Raw genomic sequence first — 19957 nt, 5'->3', positions numbered from 1 at the left:
GCCTGTGACCCGTTCGGCGGCACTAAAGTGGGTCGGACACCCGGACGGGTCACAACTGAGACAGGGGCCCCGGGGACATCACGGGACCACCCCAGGACCACGATCAGCAGGGAGCACGTGACGTGCGGCCTATCGGCAGCAAGTACCTGCTCGAGGAGCCGCTCGGCCGCGGCGCCACGGGCACCGTCTGGCGAGCCCGCCAGCGGGAGGCGGCGGGCGCCGAGGCGGCCGTCGCCGGCCAGCCCGGCGAGACCGTGGCGATCAAGGTCCTCAAGGAGGAGCTGGCCAACGACGCGGACATCGTGATGCGCTTCCTGCGCGAGCGGTCCGTCCTGCTCCGGCTCACCCACCCGAACATCGTGCGCACCCGCGACCTGGTCGTCGAGGGCGATGTCCTCGCCCTCGTCATGGACCTCGTCGAGGGCCCCGACCTGCACCGGTACATCAGGGAGAACGGCCCGCTCACCCCGGTCGCCGCCTCCCTCCTGACGGCCCAGATCGCCGACGCGCTCGCCGCCAGCCACGCCGACGGCGTCGTCCACCGCGACCTCAAGCCGGCCAACGTGCTGCTCGCCGAGCAGGGCGGCCAGATGCACCCGATGCTCACCGACTTCGGCATCGCGCGCCTCGCGGACTCCCCGGGCCTCACCCGCACCCACGAGTTCGTCGGCACGCCCGCGTACGTGGCGCCCGAGTCCGCCGAGGGCCGTCCGCAGACCTCCGCCGTCGACATCTACGGCGCGGGCATCCTGCTCTACGAGCTGGTCACCGGCCGGCCCCCGTTCGCGGGCGGCACCGCCCTGGAGGTCCTCCACCGGCACCTCAGCGAGGAGCCGCGCCGCCCCTCGACGGTGCCCGACCCCCTGTGGACGGTCATCGAGCGCTGCCTCAGCAAGGACCCGGACCGCCGGCCGAGCGCCGAGAACCTGGCCCGCGGCCTGCGCGCCGTCGCCGCCGGCATCGGCGTGCACGCCACCCCGGCCCAGATCGAGGCCGCGGAAGGCGTCGGCGCGCTCCTCGCCCCCGACCCGGCCCCCGCGCCGGTCCCGGAGACCCCGGGCGGGCAGGCCCCGGGCGCGGCCGACCCCACCCAGGTGCTGCCGACCGGCGCCGGGATGCCGCCGCAGTACGACCCCGCCGGCGCGACCAGCGTGCTGCCGACCGGCGGCCCGGGCGCCGCCGACCCGACGGCCGTCATGCCCCCCGTGCCGCCGCAGCCGCCGCAGGGCGCGCAGCCCGAGGAGCCGCACCCCTGGCAGAGCCAGATGCGCCAGGTCCGCGACCGCAACGAGCAGACCCAGGTGCAGTACCTGGACCCGAGCGAGGACCCGCTGCGCCGGCGCCCGCAGCGCCCGCAGCCGCAGCAGCAGCAGCCGCAGGACCGGCACCCCGGCCCGTACGGCCAGCAGCACCAGCAGCAGTACGGTCAGCAGCGCCCGGCCCCGCAGCGGCCGGCGCCCCAGCCGTACCCCCCGCAGCACCAGCCCCAGCGTCAGCCGCAGCAGTACGCGCCGCCGCCGCAGCAGTACGCCGCGCCGCCGCAGCAGCAGTACCAGCCGCCGCAGCCGCCGCCCCAGGCCCCGGCGCCGCGCGAACCGCGACCGCCGCGCCAGCGCAGCGCCAACCCGGTGCGGATCCCGGGCCTCGGCTGCCTCAAGGGCTGCCTGGTCATGATCGTCCTCTTCTTCGTGGCCGGCTGGCTCGTCTGGGAGCTCACCCCGCTCCAGGGCTGGATCGCCGAGGGCAAGGGCTACTGGGAGGCGATCGGCGACGGCATCTCGTCGGTGTCCGACTGGTTCTCCAGCCTGCTCGACAGCGGCGGTTCCTCCGGTGCTACCGGCGGTACGGGGCAGTAATACTGCCGATTTATCGACTTCCGAGGGGTGATTTCCCCTCGGAGGTGACGACCGGCGGCCGCGGACAAGTAGCTTGGGCACAACCGCAGCCGCTGAGGGAGCAGTCTTGGCACGGAACATCGGCAGCCGCTACACCACCCACCAGATCCTCGGGCGGGGCAGCGCCGGAACGGTGTGGCTCGGCGAGGGGCCCGAAGGGCCCGTCGCCGTCAAACTGCTGCGCGAGGACCTGGCCTCCGACCAGGAGCTCGTCGGCCGCTTCGTCCAGGAGCGGACCGCGCTCCTCGGTCTCGACCACCCCCGGGTGGTCAAGGTCCGCGACCTCGTCGTCGACGGCAACGACCTCGCCCTCGTCATGGACCTGGTCCGCGGCACCGACCTGCGCACCCGCCTCGACCGCGAGCGGCGCCTCGCCCCCGAGGCGGCCGTCGCGATCATCACCGACGTCGCCGAGGCCCTCGCCGCCGCGCACGCCGCCGGGGTCGTCCACCGGGACGTCAAGCCCGAGAACATCCTCCTCGACATGGAGGGCCCGCTCGGGCCCGGCGGCGCCCACCCCGCCCTCCTCACCGACTTCGGCGTCGCCAAGCTGATCGACACCCCCGGCCGCACCAAGGCCACCCGGATCATCGGCACCCCCGACTACCTCGCCCCCGAGATCGTCGAGGGCCTCCCGCCCCGCGCCGCCGTCGACATCTACGCCCTCGCGACCGTCCTGTACGAGCTGCTCGCGGGCTTCACCCCGTTCGGCGGCGGCCACCCCGGCGCCGTGCTGCGCCGCCACGTCACCGAGACCGTCGTCCCGCTCCCCGGCATCCCCGAGGAGCTGTGGCAGCTGATCGTGCAGTGCCTCGCGAAGGCCCCGGCCTCCCGGCTGCGCGCCTCCGAGCTCGCCGCCCGCCTCAAGGACGTCCTGCCGCTGCTCAAGGGCATCCCGCCGCTCGACGTGGACGAGCCGGACGCGGAGCCCGCCCCGGAGCCGTACGAGGAGGACGCGTACGCCACCGGATCGGGCAGCGGCGAACCCGCGCCGCGCCGCGCCGCCGTCCCGCTCGTCCCCGGCGCCTCCGCGGACTCCAACCGCGACACCCACACCTCCATGCGGGTGCCCGCCCCCGACGAGCTCTCCGGCGGCCCCCTCGGCACCGCCCGCGCCCCGCGCCCGGCGGGCGCCCCCCGCCCCGGATCGGCCCGGCACAAGGCGGGCGCCGTCCGCAAGAGACGCCTCACCCTCGCCGTCGCGGCGGTCGTGGTCGCGGGCGCGCTCGGCGCCGGCGGCTACCTCGCGGCCTCCGGCGAGGGGGACGCCCCGCCCCAGGACTCCAAGCAGTCCTCCCAGCCGTAGGTTCGGCTCCAGGCCCGGAGCCGTTACGCTGGACGCGTGGCAGTCGTCGATGTATCCGAAGAGCTGAAGTCCCTCTCCTCGACCATGGGGTCGATCGAGGCCGTCCTGGACCTCGAGAAGCTGAGGGCCGACATCGCCGTGCTCGAAGAGCAGGCCGCGGCCCCGTCCCTGTGGGACGACCCGGAGGCGGCGCAGAAGATCACGAGCAAGCTTTCGCACCTCCAGGCCGAGGTCCGCAAGGCCGAGACGCTGCGCGGGCGGATCGACGACCTCGCGGTGCTCTTCGAGCTGGCCGAGGAGATGGACGACCCGGACACCCTCGCCGAGGCCGAGACGGAGCTCGTCTCCGTCCGCAAGGCCCTCGACGAGATGGAGGTCCGCACGCTCCTCTCCGGCGAGTACGACGAGCGCGAGGCCCTGGTCAACATCCGGGCCGAGGCCGGAGGCGTCGACGCCTCCGACTTCGCCGAGCGGCTCCAGCGCATGTACCTGCGCTGGGCGGAGCGCCACGGCTACTCCACGGAGATCTACGAGACCTCGTACGCGGAAGAGGCCGGCATCAAGTCGACCACCTTCGTCGTGAAGGCCCCGTACGCCTACGGCACGCTCTCCGTCGAGCAGGGCACCCACCGTCTGGTCCGCATCTCGCCCTTCGACAACCAGGGCCGCCGCCAGACCTCCTTCGCGGGCGTCGAGATCCTTCCCGTCGTCGAGTCCTCCGACCACGTCGAGATCGACGAGTCCGAGCTCCGCGTGGACGTCTACCGCGCCTCCGGCCCCGGTGGCCAGGGCGTCAACACGACCGACTCGGCCGTGCGCATCACGCACCTCCCGACCGGCATCGTCGTCTCCTGCCAGAACGAGCGCTCGCAGATCCAGAACAAGGCGAGCGCCATGAACGTCCTCCAGGCCAAGCTCCTGGAGCGCCAGCGCCAGGAGGAGCGGGCCAGGATGGACGCCCTCAAGGACAGCGGCAGCTCCTGGGGCAACCAGATGCGTTCCTACGTCCTGCACCCGTACCAGATGGTCAAGGACCTCCGCACCGAGTTCGAGGTCGGCAACCCGCAGGCCGTCCTCGACGGCGAGATCGACGGCTTCCTCGAGGCCGGCATCCGCTGGCGCAAGCAGCAGGACAAGTAGGTCCCCCGGTCCTTCCCGTTCGGCCCCGCACCCTCCGGTGCGGGGCCGAACGCGTTCCGCGTGGAGGGGTGCGTGTTCGCTGACGCAAGCGGAACGGGGCCCCAGCTGACGCTTTGTCGACAAGGGAACTGCTGCCGAGGGGCCCGTAGTTCAGGGTTTACGTCACAGTTGCATCGTCACATCCAGGTCACTTGATGATCTTTCGGGCATTGCGCGCGCAACGACCTTGACGCTTCATCGGAAAATCGGAAGGGTGACGTACTGGCATGCGCTTTCCTGGGACGCGTGTGAACGGGGGCCGGTCCAGTCGGTTGTGTTGCCGCTCCCGCTGCGCGGGCCCGAGCGCTGCCCCATGACGAGATGAGCTACTGGGGGTAGCAGTCAGATGACCAAGCAGATGCGAATCCGGATGGCGCGCGTCGCCGCCGGTGCGGTGATCGCCGCCGGTGCGTCCCTCACCGCCGCGGGTGCCGCACAGGCCGTGGGCGCCTTCGGCACGAACGACGTGACCCCGCCGGCCCCGACCTGTGGGCCCATCGGCGTGTGCGAGACGGAGGAGCCGCCGGTCACCACGCCTCCGGCGACCACCCCGCCGGAGACCACTCCGCCGGCCACCACGCCGCCGGAGACCACCCCGCCGGCCACCACGCCGCCGGCCACGACCCCGCCGGCCACCACGCCGCCGGCCACGACCCCGCCGGCCACCACGCCTCCGGCGACCACCCCTCCGGCGACCACCCCGCCGACCACCCACCCCGGTGGCGGCCAGACCACGGCCCCGGGTCCGGGCGAGACCACCGCGCCCACCACGCCGGGCGACGGTGACCCCACCGACTCGGACACCGGCACCTGCACCGTCGACCTCGACGGCGCCGAGTGCGTGGACAGCGGCAACAACACCGACACCAACAACGCCGGCTCGCAGCCCGTGCAGCAGGGCCAGGCGAAGGAGGAGCTCGCCGAGACGGGCGCGGCCGAGACCTCGTTCCTGGTCATCGGCGCCGCGACCATGATCGCCGGCGGCATCGGCTTCCGCATGCTGCCGCGTCTCGTCGGCGGCGGTCGCACCGCTGTCTGACGTACCCGCGTGAGGGCATGACGAAGGGCCGGGGAGTTCGCTCCCCGGCCCTTGCGCGTGGTTCCGGCTCGTATGGGCTCCGCGCGCCCTCCGGTCAGACCGTCCGGACGGCGGCGAGCAGTGCGATGGCCGCCAACAGGGCGATCGCCAGCGTCAGCAGCATCGCGGGTGACGGACCCTGGGGGGTCAGACGCTCCCGGTTCGCGCGGCAGACGGGGCAGCGACCCTCGGCGACCGGGGCCGCGCAGTTGGCGCACACCAGTCGGTCGTAGGTCATGCGCTCTCCTCCTCCCGCACTGGGGTGACAACAGGACAACGTCCGGTGGGACCCGGACGTTCCCCCTACCACTGTGCCAGCTCCGCGGCGTTTCGGCGCGCCCCGCCGGATCGTCCCCGTTCGGCCGGAAGGGCGAAAAGGATAAAGCACGCAAGCCAGGACCGCGACTGCGCGGGCCTTCCCCGTTCGCGTAAGGTCACGCACACCTACTCCCGGCCGACCGTGGTGCATCCGTGATCCGATTCGACAACGTCTCCAAGTCCTATCCGAAGCAGAGCCGCCCCGCGCTCCGGGACGTCTCCCTGGAGATCGAGAAGGGGGAGTTCGTCTTCCTCGTCGGTTCCTCCGGCTCCGGAAAGTCGACTTTCCTGCGACTCCTCCTGCGTGAGGAGCGCGCCAGTCAGGGCCAGGTGCACGTCCTCGGCAAGGACCTCGCGCGGCTCTCCAACTGGAAGGTGCCGCAGATGCGGCGCCAGCTGGGCACCGTCTTCCAGGACTTCCGCCTGCTGCCCAACAAGACCGTCGCCGAGAACGTGGCCTTCGCCCAGGAGGTCATCGGCAAGCCGCGCGGCGAGATCCGCAAGGCCGTGCCGCAGGTGCTCGACCTGGTCGGGCTCGGCGGCAAGGAGGACCGCATGCCGGGCGAGCTCTCGGGCGGTGAGCAGCAGCGCGTGGCCATCGCACGGGCCTTCGTCAACCGCCCGATGCTGCTGATCGCCGACGAGCCCACCGGCAACCTCGACCCGCAGACCTCCGTCGGCATCATGAAGCTGCTCGACCGGATCAACAGGACAGGGACCACCGTCGTCATGGCGACCCACGACCAGAACATCGTCGACCAGATGCGCAAGCGCGTCATCGAGCTCGAAAAGGGCCGCCTCGTCCGCGACCAGGCGCGCGGCGTCTACGGATACCAGCACTGAGCCTGTAGCGAGTAGGAGAAAGCAGACCCATGCGCGCTCAGTTCGTGCTTTCCGAGATCGGCGTCGGTCTCCGGCGCAACCTCACGATGACCTTCGCGGTCATCGTCTCCGTGGCCCTCTCGCTCGCCCTCTTCGGCGGCGCGCTGCTCATGCGCGAGCAGGTCAGCACGATGAAGGACTACTGGTACGACAAGGTCAACGTCTCTATCTTCCTCTGCAACAAGACCGACGCGGCCTCCGCGCCCAAGTGCTCCAAGGGCGCGGTCACCGGTCAGCAGAAGGAGCAGATCGAGGCCGATCTGAAGAAGATGGACATCGTGGAGGACGTCCACCACGAGTCGGCCGACGAGGCGTTCAAGCACTACAAGGAGCAGTACAGCGACACCGCCATCGCCTCCGTCATCACGCCGGACCAGATGCAGGAGTCGTTCCGGGTCAAGCTCAAGGACCCGGAGAAGTACAAGGTGGTCGCCACGGCCTTCGCCGGTCGCGACGGCGTCGAGTCGGTGCAGGACCAGCGGAACATCCTGCAGAACCTGTTCGACCTGATGAACGGCATGAACATCGCCGCACTCGGCGTCATGGGCCTGATGCTGATCATCGCGCTGATGCTGATCGTCAACACCGTCCGCGTCTCGGCCTTCAGCCGGCGCCGCGAGACCGGCATCATGCGGCTCGTCGGCGCGTCCAGCTTCTACATCCAGATGCCGTTCATCATGGAGGCCGCCTTCGCCGGACTCCTCGGCGGCGCCGTCGCCTGCGTCCTGCTGCTCGTGGGCCGGTACTTCCTCATCGACCACGGCATCGCGCTCGCCGACAAGATGCAGCTGGTCAACTTCATCGGCTGGGACGCCGTCCTCGCCAAGCTCCCGCTCGTGATCGCCATCGGGCTCCTCATGCCCGCCGTGGCGGCCTTCGTCGCGCTGCGCAAGTACCTGAAGGTGTGAGAAGACACCGCTGACGAGACGGATGGCGCTGCACGGCCAAAGCCCGTGCGGCGCCATCGTCTTGTCCTAGAGTGGGCGACATGCCGGCCGGCACCGACCTTCTCTGTATCCGGCCCCGCGGAGTGCTCCGTGGGGCCGTTCTGACGTTGGTCTTCGCCGGCGTCCTCGCGACCGCCGCCGCCACCGGCGCGCTGCCCCGGCAGGAGTCCGAGGTGAGGACGACCGGCGCGTCCCGCGGCGAGCTGCCCGACCGCGCGGCCGGCGACCGGCCGCCCGTCGACGGTGCGGCCCTCAGCAGGGCCGCGGCGGCGGCCATGGCGGACGGGAAGTCGGGGAAGCAGGCGGCGGAGGAGTTCGTCAGCCGGAGCGGCGACCGCTGGGGAGCGGTGTACGACAAGAGGGAGTACGCCGAGTTCGAGCGGGGTCTCGACGGGGCGTACACCGGTGTCGGGCTCTCCGCGGGCCGGGCGGGCGCGACCGGGGTGCGGGTGACCCGGGTGCAGGACGGCGGTCCCGCGGGGCGGGCCGGGCTGCGGGTCGGCGACCGGCTGGTCGCCGTCGACGGGCGCGCCGTCGACGGGCTGTCCGTCTCCGAGGTCGTGTCCCTGCTCCGCGGGGACGGGGTGCCGGGGTCGGCCGTCGTCCTCCGGGTGGAGCGGGGCCGCGCCGCCTGGACGCTGACCCTGCGCCGGGCACGGCTCGTGACCGACCCGGTCAGCGTCCGCCGTCTCGACGACGGGACCCTGCTGATCCGGGTCGCCGCCTTCACCAAGGGCGCGGGCACGCGCGTGCGCGACGCGGTACGGGCCGCTCCGGCGGGCGCCGGGGTCCTCCTGGACCTGCGGGGCAACGCGGGCGGCCTGGTCGCCGAGGCGGCCGTCGCGGCCTCCGCCTTCCTCGACGGCGGGCTGGTCGCCACGTACGACGTGCGGGGCGAGCAGCGGGCCGTGTACGCGGAGGGCGGCGGCGACACGGGTCGACCGCTGGTCGCGCTGATCGACGGCGGCACGATGAGCGCGGCCGAGCTCCTCACGGGTGCCCTCCAGGACCGGGGCCGGGCGGTGACGGTCGGCTCGCGCACCTTCGGGAAGGGCTCGGTCCAGATGCCGAGCGCCCTGCCGGACGGCTCGGTCGCCGAGCTGACCGTCGGCCACTACCGCACCCCGGCCGGTCACGCCGTGGACGGCAACGGCATCACGCCGGACCTGGCGGTGGGGCAGCGGGCGGAGGAACGGGCCCGGACGGTATTGAGTGGCCTCGGAGGGGGCTCGTAGTGCGAAAATGACCGCACTATGGCAAAGGGACTCGTGAACGTGCAGGGCAAACCTGCGAAGAAGACGACGGACAAGGCGCCCGAGCGCAAGCTGATCGCGCAGAACAAGAAGGCGCGCCACGACTACCACATCATCGACACCTACGAGTGCGGCGTCGTGCTCATGGGCACCGAGGTGAAGTCGCTGCGGATGGGCCGGGCCTCGCTGGTCGACGGCTTCGTCCAGATCGACGACCACGAGGCGTGGCTGCACAACATCCACGTCCCGGAGTACATGCAGGGCAGCTGGACCAACCACTCGGCGAAGCGGAAGCGCAAGCTGCTGCTGCACCGCGCCGAGATCGACAAGCTGGAGTCGAAGGCGCAGGAGACCGGTCACACGATCGTGCCCCTCGCGCTGTACTTCCTGGGCGGCCGGGTGAAGTGCGAGATCGCGCTCGCCAAGGGCAAGAAGGAGTACGACAAGCGCCAGACCCTGCGGGAGAAGCAGGACACGCGCGAGACGAACCGTGCCATCGCGGCGGCGAAGCGGAAGCAGCGGGCGGCCCAGGCCTCCTAGCGCCGGTAATCCGCTGGCGACGGCCCCCGTCGGTCACGTACGATGGGCCATGCACCCCACAGAGGGTGCGACCTTTGAAAAAACAACATGGGGATGATCGGTTTCGACAGCGGATGTCGAAGCAGTGGGAAGCGTGTCGAGGAAGCGGCAATGATCTCGTAAACCATATGTCGCAACCAATAATCGCCAACTCCAAGAGCGATAACTCCCGCTTCGCCCTCGCTGCCTAATTTTTAGGTAACGAACAGAAGCCTCTGTGAGGAGCGTCAGCCCGGGGGTGGTCCCGACCCGGATCCTGGCGTCATTTAGGGATCTAAACCTCCTGCCCCGGTCACGGGGGTAGGAGGGAAATCAAACAGTGGCTGAGCCCGTTCCGGACTTGTCTGGGTGATCCGGAGGGCTGAGAAACTCGTACCAGACTGCACACGGAGAAGCCCTGATTCTGCACCGTTGGACGCGGGTTCGATTCCCGCCATCTCCACCGAGCGTCCGAGTGGATAGCCCCGCTCGGACATCTCATCCCATGTGGGCAGAGGCCCGGCAGTCGTCACGACTGCCGGGCCTTTGTCATGCCCGGGTGGCGCGACGGCCGGTGCCGGTCGCCGCGCACAGGACCAGGGCGAGGAGGGCCGCGGCCGGAGGGAGGAGGAAGCCGAAAGCGGGGAAGGGGGAGTGGTCGGCGGACCAGCCCCCGGCGGCGGAGCCGGCGGAGACACCGGCGAGGAGCGCCGTGACGGCGAGGGTCATGCCTTCGTTGAGCTGGGACTCCGGGGTGAGGCGCTGGACGAGGCCCATGCCGGTGACCATGGTCGGGGCGGTGGCCATGCCCGCGACGAGGAGGGCGGCGGCGAGGGCGGGGAGGGAGCCGGTCGTGGCGGCGAGCAGCGGCACCGCCATGAGGGCGGTCATCGCGGCCAGGCAGGCGGGGAGGCGGGCGCTGCGCCGGGCGCGGCCGTAGAGGAGGCCCGCCGCGCAGGAGCCGGCGGCCTGGAGGGCCAGGACGGGGCCGGCGAGGGGCCCGTCCACGTACGCGAGGGCCACCACCTCCATCGCGCCGAAGACCGCCCCGGTGGCGAGGAACACCGCGAGGAGGGGAGCCATGCCGGGGGCGCGCAGCGGCGACCCGTGGGAGGTGCGCGGGGCGACCGGCGGTTCGGTGGCGCGCTGGGCGGTGAAGAGCAGGACCCCGGCGAGGCAGAGGACGGCGGCGACGAGGGTGCCCGCCTCCGGGACGAACGCCGAGCAGAGGAGCGCGGCGAGCACCGGGCCGAGCATGAAGCAGAGTTCGTCGGCGGCCTGCTCGAAGGAGGTGGCGGTGTGCAGGGACTCCGGGTCGCCCCTGAGCAGGTGCGCCCAGCGGGCCCGGGACATCCCGCCCGTGTTCGGCAGGGTGGCGGTGAGCGCGGTGACGGCGAAGAGCGTCCAGGCGGGCGCCCGCTCGTGGACGCAGAGCACCAGCAGCAAGCGGCCCAGGACCGCGTGGACCGCGGCGGGGACCGCGACCCGGGCCTGGCCGTACCGGTCGATCAACCGGGCGATCCAGGGGCCGGTCAGCGCTCCGGCGCCCAGCGCCGTGGCCGTGACCGCACCGGCCAGGGCGTACGAGTCGTACCGGGCCGCGACCATGATCACGGCGCTGATGCCGAACATGCCCATGGGCAGCCGGGCGACCATGTTCCCCGCGGTGAAGGCCCGGGTCCCGGGGATCGCGAACAGGCGGAGGTAGGGGTTGCGGGGCGGTTCGGTCGGGTGGCTGCGGTAGCGGGGGGCGAGGGCCGGGCCCGCCGGGGTGAGGGTGAGGTGCGGTCGCGGCATGCACCAAGGTTCGCGGGAGCCGGCCGGAGCGGTCCAACACCAGATCAGTGGCCATTCACGCACCTGTGTTGTTGAATGCGGCGATGGCCCCCTCGTACGACATCGACCCCCGGCTGCTGCGCGCGTTCACCGCGGCCGCCGAGGAACTGCACTTCACCCGCGCCGCCGCCCGGCTCTACGTCGCCCAGCAGGCGCTGAGCCGCGACATCCGGCGCCTGGAGCGCGAGTTGGGCGCCGAGCTGTTCGTACGCACCACCCGGCAGGTCGCGCTCACGCCCGAGGGCGAACGCCTCCTCCCGTACGCGCGGCGGGTGTCGGCCGCCCACGACGAACTCCGCGACGCCTTCCGGGCCGCGCACCGGCCCCTGCTCGTCGACCTCAACACCGCCGGCCTCGTCCAGGAACGCATCCTGCGCCGCGCCCGCGAACTCGCCCCCGAACAGGAGCTGATGGCCCGCTTCGAGAGCGGACTCACCGGCGCCGTCCGCGAGATCCTCGCCGGCCGCCTCGACACCTCCTTCGGCCGGTACGGAGGCCTCGACGCCGCACTCAGGACGCGACTCGACGCCCAGTTCGTCCGGTACGAGCGGATGGCCGTCCTGCTCCCCGACGACCACCCGCTCGCCGGCCTGCCCGAGGTGCCCCTCGCAGCCCTCGCCGGCGAACGGATCTACGCGGGCGCGGGGAACGACCGCACCACCGAGTGGACCGACCTCGCCGCCCGGCTCTTCGCCGGGCGCGGCATCGAGGTGTCCCCGCCCGCGCCGCTCGCCATCGGCCACGAGGAGTTCCGGCGCGTCATGGCCAAGCACCGCCACCCGGTCCTCGTCGTCGTCGACTTCCCGCACATGCCGGGCTGCGTCCTGCGGCCGCTCGTCGACCCCGTACCCCTGTCGCCCGTGAGCCTGGTGTGGCGCAAGGGACTGCGTCATCCCGGCCTCGACGCCCTGCGGACCGCCGCCGCCGAGATCGGCGCCCGGGAAGGCTGGCAGACCCGCCCGCCCGGCTCCTGGCTGCCCGCGGACGAGCCGGGCCTGCCCGCGCCGAGCGGCGCACCGGGCGGGTCCAGTGCCGCTTGAGCGGGCCGGGAGCGGGACGGGAGCGGGCCGGGAGTGGGCCGGGAGCGGGCAGGGCCCAGAATGCGGGGGGCGCTCACAGGGGACACGCGCGCCGGGTGAGAGCAAGGTTCCGCACCCGTCACCTCGCGGCACCGGGCTGAAACGCGGCCTCCCTAGCGTCAAGGACAGGAGGACCGGGGCTGTGGACGCCTCTGGACCCGACACCGCGGAGGTGCGACATGGGCGGCCGTTGGATCGAACAGTGGGAGCCGGAGGACGAGACCTTCTGGCGTGAGAAGGGGGAGAAGATCGCACGGCGGAACCTGCTCTTCTCCGTCTTCTCCGAGCACATCGGCTTCTCCGTCTGGAGCCTCTGGTCCGTGATGGTGCTCTTCATGGGGCCGCAGTACGGCATCGACCCGGCGGGCAAGTTCTTCCTCATCGGCACCGCGACCTTCGTCGGCGCGCTGATCCGCGTCCCGTACACCTTCGCCGTCGCCCGCTTCGGCGGCCGCAACTGGACGATCTTCAGCGCCCTGCTGCTCCTGGTGCCCATCGGCTTCGCCTTCGCGGTGATGGAGCCCGGCACCTCGTACACCACCTTCGTCCTGGTGGCCGCGCTCACCGGCGTCGGCGGCGGCAACTTCGCCTCCTCGATGACCAACATCAACGCCTTCTTCCCGCTGCGCAAGAAGGGCTGGGCGCTCGGCCTCAACGCCGGCGGCGGCAACATCGGCGTCCCCGTCGTCCAGCTCGTCGGGCTCCTCGTCATCGGCACCGCCGGAGCGATGCACCCCAGGATCGTGCTCGGCGCCTACCTGCCGCTGGTCGTGGTCGCCGCCGTCTGCTCCGCGCTCTTCATGGACAACCTCGCCCCCGTCAAGAACGACACCGGCGCCGTCAAGGAAGCCGTCACGTCCCGCCACACCTGGATCATGGCCTTCCTGTACATCGGCACCTTCGGCTCGTTCATCGGCTACAGCTTCGCCTTCGGCCTCGTGCTCCAGACCCAGTTCGGCCGCACCCCGCTCCAGGCCGCCTCCCTCACCTTCATCGGCCCGCTCCTCGGCTCGCTCATCCGGCCCGTCGGCGGCTCCCTCGCCGACCGGCACGGCGGCGCCCGCATCACCCTGTGGACGTTCGCCGCGATGGCCGCGGCGACCGGCGTGGTGGTCTACGCCTCCGTCGTCGAGTCCCTCGCCGTCTTCCTCGTCGGCTTCATCGGACTCTTCGTCCTCAGCGGCCTCGGCAACGGCTCCACGTACAAGATGATCCCGGCGATCTTCCTCGCCCAGGGGCACCGCAAGGGCCTCGTCGGCGAGACCGCCGAAGCGTACGGACGGCGGCTCTCCGGCGCCTCCATGGGTCTCATCGGCGCCGTCGGCGCGCTCGGCGGGCTCGGCATCAACCTCGCCTTCCGCCAGTCCTTCCAGACCGCCGGCACCGGCACCGGGGCCTTCGTCGCCTTCCTCGCCTTCTACGCGGCCTGCATGGCCGTCACCTGGGCGGTATACCTTCGCACCACCTCGTCCGTGCCCGAGACCGCCGAGGGCATCACGGAACCGGAGCACCGGCCCGGATACGCCGAGGTGTGACCCCCGATGCCCGGCGGGGACCGTAACGACCAGGAAATACGCGCGAACCTCATCCGTCACGCGTCCCCGTCAGGCTCTGGACCCATGGACGAGCAAGAACACGGCCCCCTCGCCGGCTTCACGGTCGGCGTCACCGCGGCGCGGCGCGCGGACGAACTCATCGCGCTGCTGCGCCGGCGCGGCGCGGCCGTCGTCCACGGCCCCGCACTGCGGATCGTGCCCCTCGCGGACGACACCGAACTCCTCGCCGCCACCAAGGAGATCATCGGCCACACCCCGGACGTCGTCGTCGCCACCACGGCGATCGGCTTCCGGGGCTGGGTCGAGGCCGCCGAAGGCTGGGGCTACGGCGAGGACCTCCTCACCGCCCTGCGGGACGTCGAACTCCTCGCCCGCGGCCCCAAGGTCAAGGGAGCCGTACGGGCGGCCGGACTCACCGAGTCCTGGTCGCCCTCCTCGGAGTCCATGGCCGAGGTCCTCGAACGGCTCCTCGCCGAAGGCGTGGCGGGCCGCCGCATCGCCCTCCAGCTGCACGGGGAACCCCTGCCCGGCTTCGTCGAGGCCCTCACCGCGGGCGGCGCCGAAGTCGTCGGCGTCCCCGTCTACCGCTGGATGGCCCCCGAGGACACCGGGCCCCTCGACCGGCTCCTCGACGCGACCCTCGCCCGCGGCCTCGACGCGGTGACCTTCACCAGCGCCCCCGCCGCCGTCTCGCTGCTCGCCCGGGCCGCGGAGAAGGGCGTACGCGACGAACTCGTCGAGGCGCTCCGGCACGACGTGCTCGCCGTGTGCGTCGGCCCCGTGACGGCGCTGCCGCTCCAGGCGGAGGACATCGACACCCACCAGCCCGAACGGTTCCGGCTCGGCCCCCTCGTCCAGCTCCTCTGCCGCGAACTCCCCGGCCGCTCCCGCGTCCTCCCCGTCGCCGGGCACCGCGTCGAGGTCCGCGGCCACGCCGTCCTCGTCGACGGAGCGCTCCGGCCCGTCCCGCCCGCCGGCATGGCCCTCCTCGACCTCCTGGCCCGCCGGCCCGGCTGGGTCGTCTCCCGCGCCGACCTCCTCCGCGCCCTGCCCGGCGCCGGCCGCGACGAACACGCCGTCGAGACCGCGATGGCGCGTCTCCGCACCGCCCTCGGTACGCCCAAGCTCATCCAGACCGTGGTGAAGCGCGGCTACCGGCTCGCCCTCGACGCCTCCGCGGACGAGAAGTACGACAGCTGACCCCCCGGGTCGCGCGCGATCGCAAAACAGGGACCGGTCGGCTGCGCGGAAGCCCTGGAGTGATCAGCCGCCGCCTGTCGAGGCGGCACGGAGGGGAGCGATGCCCCCAACCGCATGGGACCTCAAATAAACCTCAAATAAACAAAATGTGACGCAGGTCACACTGGCGGGAAAGGGGTGGCATGCACCGGTTTGCCGGACGCTTAAGTCCACCCATTCCGGAGATTCCGGCACCCGGACTCCGCCGCTCAAAGGCTTTTCGGGTTGACTCCGGTCCGCCCGAGGCAGAGCATTTACGAGGTCGATCACCGGTTTGCCTGTCGCTGACCACGACGGGCAGAAGCGATCCTCAGCCATGGGGGCGGGTCCGCACCGGCTTTGCGACAGGGAAAAAAATCAATCGAAAAGTTTGTTGAAGCGTTCGTCCGGGGGAAAAGTGACGCCGTTTTCACACTTCATAGCGCCGTGCTCCGACAGTAGGAGCCATCGGGGGTGCCGTCACGGAGCGACGGCGGCCGGACCTTCCTGTGTACCGCCCAGGAAGGTGGCGATCTCCTTCCAGGTCTCGGCGGCGAGATCCAGATATCCGACCCGTTCGGCCTCCGCGGCGACTTCCCGCATGATGCCCAGTCCCGCGTCGGAATCCGTCGACTCGGCCGTCGCCCTCGCGCGCAGCAGCTTTGTTCGAAGGGCGTCCTGAAATGACAGGTTCCCGCTCTCTTCTGCTGCCAGTGCCATCGTGACCGCTTCGGTCGGCCGTCCGTCCAGGAGATGGACCCGTGCCGTGACTGCCTGCAATTCGGCCTGGTGGGACGCGCTTCCCACATACGCGAGTGCGTCGGTCGCCTCTGCCATCCACGTCCGCGACTCCTCCGTCATGACGCCGAAGGAGCGCAGGTGGAGCGAGACGGCGGCGAGCCGCAGCCGGGCCCAGATCAGGATGTCGGCCTTGGGGTCGGCCTGCTCGAGCGCCGAGGTCAGCAGGGTCATGCCCTCGTTCGACAGCCCCTGGCGCACCCGCACGGTGGAGCAGGCCCAGAGCACCTCGGTCCGCAACTTGTCCGGGAGCCGCTCCGCCAGTTCCAGCAGCCGGGGAATCCTGGTGCCGGCCAGCGCGACCAGTCCGCATTCGGTCTCGACCGAGGCCAGCAGCACCATGGCCCTGGCGAGCAGGACCGGCTGCTCCACCGGCGCTTCCGAGAGCAGACCCACGGCTTCGCCGGCGACCGTGCGCGCCTCGTCCAGACGGGCCACGGCCCGTTCGGCGGACGCGAGTTCGAGCAGAAGCCGAGCCAGCGGAAAGTCGACGGCGGAGTCACGGGTGAGATCCCGCAGGGCGTGGAGGGTGAGGACCCGCCCCGTCCTGTCGCCGAGACCCGCCTGAGCCTGCGCCCGGCACCACAGGGCCTGCCAGAGCCACTCGTCCGCCGGCCGGTCGGGCCATTCCGGTGCCGCCGGATCCAGCAGCGCCACCACGGTGCCGAAGTCCTTGTCGCTCAAGGCGGTTATCGCTTCGGCGAGGGCTGATGCCCGCTCGCCCTGCTCCGGTTCGGCGTTCACCAAGTCGTCTTCGCTGACGCCCAGGCGTTCGGCCAGGTGGCGAACCATGTCGGGGGACGGCAGCCGCAGCCCGCTCTCCAGCCGCGAGACGTAGCTGGAGGACAGCGGGCCGTGCGCCAACGCGGCCTGGCTCAGGCCGCGTTCCAACCGAATCCGCTTCAGTCGTCGGCCGAAGTCCGGCTGAATCACCTTCATCTTCACTCTTCCCGAACAGGAGAAGCCATGCTTCAGACCACCGCCGGCCGAGAGTCGCTCACCTCGAACCCCGGCGCGTTCCCCGGGGGCCTCCACCGCTGCGCACGGAAGGCCGGCTCCGCTGACATCGAGTGGCCGTAGCCCCGGAGCTGCGGCACCGGCCCGTCGGGAGCACCACATCACGCGGCTCCCTCGTAAGGGCAACGGATCTTAAATCTCGACAAAAATTACCACGTCACCCGCGGGCCCTCGCCCCCCTTCCTTGATCGTGGTCGGTCAACTTGACCCTGCCCGTCCGGCCCGGGGGCGAGCCCTCGCGCGCGGTCGCCGACGCTTCGGATGCAGGGCGATGACAAGTCGAGTCATAAACCTGACTGACTAATGACTGAGTATTGACTGGCTCATTCAGGGATGGGTAGCTTGATCGTCGAGTCACCCGCCGAGACCAGAACCGGGCCGGCCCGGCTTCAGGCGGAGTCGACTCCAGAACCAGTGAAAGCCAGGGGGAACAAAGGTGATCAGGGCGTCGGCCGTCTCCAGCGTGTTGTTCGTCGGGGGCAAGCGCATCGAGGCGATGGAAGCAGCGCACAGCGCGGGAATGGCGATCGGCTACGTGGGCCCCAAGGAGGCTCTGTCCGCACGCCACCGGGAGCTGGCCGACACCGTGCTCCTGCTGCCGGACGTGTCACCGGACCGCATGGTGCAGGCGGCGGTGGCTCTGCACGCCGTCCAGCCGTTCGACATCGCGGTCTCCATGAACGACACCTACCTGCAGTCGGTCGCCCGGATCAATCACGAACTGGGGCTCACCGCGAACCCGTTGGAGACCGTCACGGCGGTCAACGACAAGGCGTTCATGCGCGAGCTGCTGCGCGGCGGCGAGGTCGGCGAGGTCGCCTCCGCCGAGGTGCGCAGCGCGCAGGACCTCCTCGGACTGGCCGACACCCTGGGCTTCCCGCTGATCCTCAAGCCCACCCACGGCACCGGGAGCCGGCAGATCCACGCCGTGCGCGACGAGGCACGGCTGCGGGAACTGGCCGAGGAGCTGGACTTCTCCGTCCCCGGGCAGCAGACCTCGGCACCATGGCTGGCGGAGGAGTTCCTCACCGGCCAGGAATTCAGCGTGGAGACCTTCAGCGCGGCCGGCGAGCACCACGTGCTGGCCGTGACCGAGAAGTTCAAGACGGTGAACTTCGTGGAGATCGGCCACCTGGTGCCGGCCCGGATCACCGCCGAACAGCAGGACCTGATCGCCGCCGAGGTGCGGCGGCTGCTGACCGCGCTCGGCGTGCAGGAGGGCCCGGCCCACACCGAGATCGTCCTGACCGATCGCGGCCCCCGCGTCATCGAGACGCACACCCGGCCCGGCGGCGACGCGATCGTCGAACTCGTCCGGCTCGCCGGCGGCTTCGACATCCAGGGGCTGACCTTCACCTGGCTGGCGGGCAAGCCCCTCGACCTGACCCCGCGGCCCCTGGCGGCCGCCGCCGCGATCTGGTTCCTCACCCTTCCGGAGGGCGAGGTGACCGCCGTCGGCGGCCAGGACGAGGCGCGCGCCGCCGAAGGGGTGGAGTCCGCCTTCCTCACCGCAGCCGTCGGCGACCTCGTCCCGCCGCTGACCAGCTCCTGGGACCGCCAGGGCGACGCACTCGCGATCGGCCCCGACCCGGACACGGCGCTGCACCTGGCCCAGCAGGCGGTCGGCCTGTTCGAGGTCGAGGTCGCGCCGTCCACCGCAACGGCCTGACACCCACCGGGCCCGCTGCCCGGTGCCCTCACCCGTACTCCCGCACACCGAACGGTGACCCACATGACGAACCTCCCTCCGGCTGACGGGCCCAGGCCCCTCCTCCTGCTCATCGGCAGCGGCGGCCAGATCTGGCGCGAGTACATGCTGCGCGCCATGGCCACCCGGTACCGGCTGCACCTGCTGTCCCCGGCGGCCCCCACCTGGGAGTCGCCCTACATCACGGCGCACTCGGCGGTGAACACCCTGGACCCCGAGGCGATGGTCGGGATCGCCAAGGAGAGCCCGGAGGACTACGCCGGGGTCCTGACGTACGAGGAGACCCGCGTCGAGTCGGCCGCCGCGGTGGCCACCGCGCTCGGGATGCGGACCAGCCCGGTCGAGGCGGTGCACGCCTGCCGGGACAAGTTCGCCGGCCGACAGGCGCTGAAGACCGCCGGCGTGCCGCAGGCCGAGTCGATCGCGGTCGGCGACTTCGAGGAGGCCCGGCAGGCCGCCGACCGCCTCGGCTACCCCGTGGTGGTCAAGCCGCGGGCGCTGTCCGCCAGCAACGGCGTGTCGCTGGTGACCGCGCCGCAGGACCTGGCCGAGGCCTACCGCGAGGCCACCGCCATCTGGTTCGACGAGGTCCCCACCTACGAGCGCCCGGTGCTGGTCGAGGAGTACCTCGACGGGCCCGAGATCAGCGTGGACGCGGTCTGCCGCGACGGCCTGGTCACGGTGCTCTTCGTGGCCCGGAAGCGCATCGGCTTCGCGCCGGGGTTCGAGGAGGTCGGCCACCTGGTCCGAGCGGACGACCCGCTGCTCACCGACCCGGAACTGCTGCGGGTCCTCCAGGACGCCCACACCGCCGTCGGCCTCACCGACACGGTCACCCACACCGAACTGCGGCTCACCACGACCGGCCCCCGGGTGGTCGAGATCAACGCCCGGGTCGGCGGCGACCGGATCCCCTACCTGGGCGGGCTCGCCACCGGTGTCGAGGTCGGTCTGGTCGCCGCCGACCTGGCGGCCGGCGTGGTCCCCGGGACCACGGCCTCCCGCGGGCAGGTGGCGGCCATCCGCTTCCTGTACCCCGAGCACGACCTGACGGTGGAGTCCGTGGAGGTCGACCGGGACCGGCTGCCCGCCGAGATCCACGACGTACAGGTCCTGGCCGCGCCGGGCCGGCAGCTCAGGCTGCCGCCGACCGACCACGTCCGCTGCCGGTACGCCCTGGTGGTGGCCGTCGCCGCCACCGAGCAGGAGTGCGAAGCGGCCCTGGACCGTGCCGAGGCGGCGGTCGTCGTACGCGGCACCCCGCTCGCCTGAACCGAAGCCCCGCACCGCGACGGCCGACCACCGCCGCGGTCACCACACGAGTCAGCA

General features: G+C 71.7%; 16 protein-coding genes and 1 other RNA gene. 14 read left to right on the top strand and 3 right to left on the bottom strand.

Translation table 11 applies throughout. The features are described from left to right. Positions 1-122: 122 nt before the first annotated feature. From MRBLMG1_RS17225 to MRBLMG1_RS17210, 4 genes are all read left to right on the top strand, one after another. Complete coding sequence (locus tag MRBLMG1_RS17225; protein ID WP_367824897.1) at positions 123-1856, top strand: serine/threonine-protein kinase; 1734 nt, start codon at positions 123-125, stop codon at positions 1854-1856. A 106-nt stretch (positions 1857-1962) separates the two neighbouring features. After that, positions 1963-3201 carry a serine/threonine-protein kinase gene (locus MRBLMG1_RS17220; RefSeq protein ID WP_367824896.1) on the top strand — a complete coding sequence of 413 codons (1239 nt, stop codon included), beginning with the start codon at positions 1963-1965 and terminating at the stop codon, positions 3199-3201. Positions 3202-3237: 36 nt separating this feature from the next. Next, positions 3238-4341: a peptide chain release factor 2 gene (gene prfB / locus MRBLMG1_RS17215; RefSeq protein WP_056558169.1), complete on the top strand. Its 1104-nt coding sequence runs from the start codon at positions 3238-3240 to the stop codon at positions 4339-4341. A gap of 385 nt (positions 4342-4726) precedes the next feature. After that, the gene (locus tag MRBLMG1_RS17210) at positions 4727-5419 is read left to right on the top strand and encodes an LPXTG cell wall anchor domain-containing protein (protein ID WP_367824895.1); all 693 of its coding nucleotides are present in this window, start codon (positions 4727-4729) and stop codon (positions 5417-5419) included. Between the two features lie 94 nt (positions 5420-5513). Here MRBLMG1_RS17210 and MRBLMG1_RS17205 read toward each other — a convergent pair whose 3' ends face one another. Beyond that, on the bottom strand, positions 5514-5696 hold the full coding sequence (locus tag MRBLMG1_RS17205) for a hypothetical protein (RefSeq protein WP_366304856.1): 183 nt from the start codon (positions 5694-5696) through the stop codon (positions 5514-5516). A 233-nt stretch (positions 5697-5929) separates the two neighbouring features. On the opposite strand from MRBLMG1_RS17205, the gene ftsE reads away from it, so the two are divergent. The 5 genes from ftsE to ssrA all read left to right on the top strand — a co-directional run bounded on the left by ftsE (position 5930) and on the right by ssrA (position 9882). After that, positions 5930-6619 carry a cell division ATP-binding protein FtsE gene (ftsE, locus tag MRBLMG1_RS17200; RefSeq protein WP_030692056.1) on the top strand — a complete coding sequence of 230 codons (690 nt, stop codon included), beginning with the start codon at positions 5930-5932 and terminating at the stop codon, positions 6617-6619. A gap of 29 nt (positions 6620-6648) precedes the next feature. Continuing rightward, positions 6649-7566: a permease-like cell division protein FtsX gene (gene ftsX, locus MRBLMG1_RS17195; RefSeq protein ID WP_367824894.1), complete on the top strand. Its 918-nt coding sequence runs from the start codon at positions 6649-6651 to the stop codon at positions 7564-7566. An 80-nt stretch (positions 7567-7646) separates the two neighbouring features. Continuing rightward, positions 7647-8840 carry a S41 family peptidase gene (locus tag MRBLMG1_RS17190; RefSeq protein WP_367824893.1) on the top strand — a complete coding sequence of 398 codons (1194 nt, stop codon included), beginning with the start codon at positions 7647-7649 and terminating at the stop codon, positions 8838-8840. An 18-nt stretch (positions 8841-8858) separates the two neighbouring features. Then, positions 8859-9398, top strand: coding sequence for an SsrA-binding protein SmpB (smpB, locus tag MRBLMG1_RS17185; protein WP_367824892.1), 540 nt, complete (start codon positions 8859-8861; stop codon positions 9396-9398). A gap of 89 nt (positions 9399-9487) precedes the next feature. Beyond that, positions 9488-9882, top strand: a transfer-messenger RNA (tmRNA) gene (ssrA, locus tag MRBLMG1_RS17180). An 83-nt stretch (positions 9883-9965) separates the two neighbouring features. On the opposite strand, the gene MRBLMG1_RS17175 is transcribed toward ssrA, so the two are convergent. Further along, positions 9966-11213 carry an MFS transporter gene (locus MRBLMG1_RS17175; RefSeq protein ID WP_367824891.1) on the bottom strand — a complete coding sequence of 416 codons (1248 nt, stop codon included), beginning with the start codon at positions 11211-11213 and terminating at the stop codon, positions 9966-9968. Between the two features lie 83 nt (positions 11214-11296). Between MRBLMG1_RS17175 and MRBLMG1_RS17170 the strand changes: the two genes are divergently transcribed. The 3 genes from MRBLMG1_RS17170 to MRBLMG1_RS17160 all read left to right on the top strand — a co-directional run bounded on the left by MRBLMG1_RS17170 (position 11297) and on the right by MRBLMG1_RS17160 (position 15087). Then, positions 11297-12292, top strand: coding sequence for a LysR family transcriptional regulator (locus tag MRBLMG1_RS17170; protein ID WP_367824890.1), 996 nt, complete (start codon positions 11297-11299; stop codon positions 12290-12292). A gap of 218 nt (positions 12293-12510) precedes the next feature. Then, complete coding sequence (locus MRBLMG1_RS17165) at positions 12511-13866, top strand: nitrate/nitrite transporter (protein ID WP_367824889.1); 1356 nt, start codon at positions 12511-12513, stop codon at positions 13864-13866. Positions 13867-13950: 84 nt separating this feature from the next. Then, complete coding sequence (locus tag MRBLMG1_RS17160; protein WP_367824888.1) at positions 13951-15087, top strand: uroporphyrinogen-III synthase; 1137 nt, start codon at positions 13951-13953, stop codon at positions 15085-15087. A 498-nt stretch (positions 15088-15585) separates the two neighbouring features. Here the strand turns inward: MRBLMG1_RS17160 and MRBLMG1_RS17155 are convergent, their stop codons facing one another. Then, positions 15586-16938, bottom strand: coding sequence for a helix-turn-helix domain-containing protein (locus tag MRBLMG1_RS17155; protein ID WP_367824887.1), 1353 nt, complete (start codon positions 16936-16938; stop codon positions 15586-15588). A gap of 418 nt (positions 16939-17356) precedes the next feature. Between MRBLMG1_RS17155 and MRBLMG1_RS17150 the strand changes: the two genes are divergently transcribed. Then, a complete protein-coding gene (locus MRBLMG1_RS17150) occupies positions 17357-18589 on the top strand; it encodes an ATP-grasp domain-containing protein (RefSeq protein WP_367824886.1) in 1233 nt (410 codons plus the stop codon). 63 nt (positions 18590-18652) lie between these two features. Then, positions 18653-19900, top strand: coding sequence for an ATP-grasp domain-containing protein (locus MRBLMG1_RS17145; protein ID WP_367824885.1), 1248 nt, complete (start codon positions 18653-18655; stop codon positions 19898-19900). Positions 19901-19957 lie beyond the last annotated feature (57 nt).

It is taken from the genome of Streptomyces sp. LMG1-1-1.1 (assembly GCF_040815545.1).
In the GTDB taxonomy this organism is placed as follows: domain Bacteria; phylum Actinomycetota; class Actinomycetes; order Streptomycetales; family Streptomycetaceae; genus Streptomyces.
The sequence above is the reverse complement of the archived record's forward strand: the minus strand, read 5'-3'. Positions and strand labels throughout refer to the sequence as shown.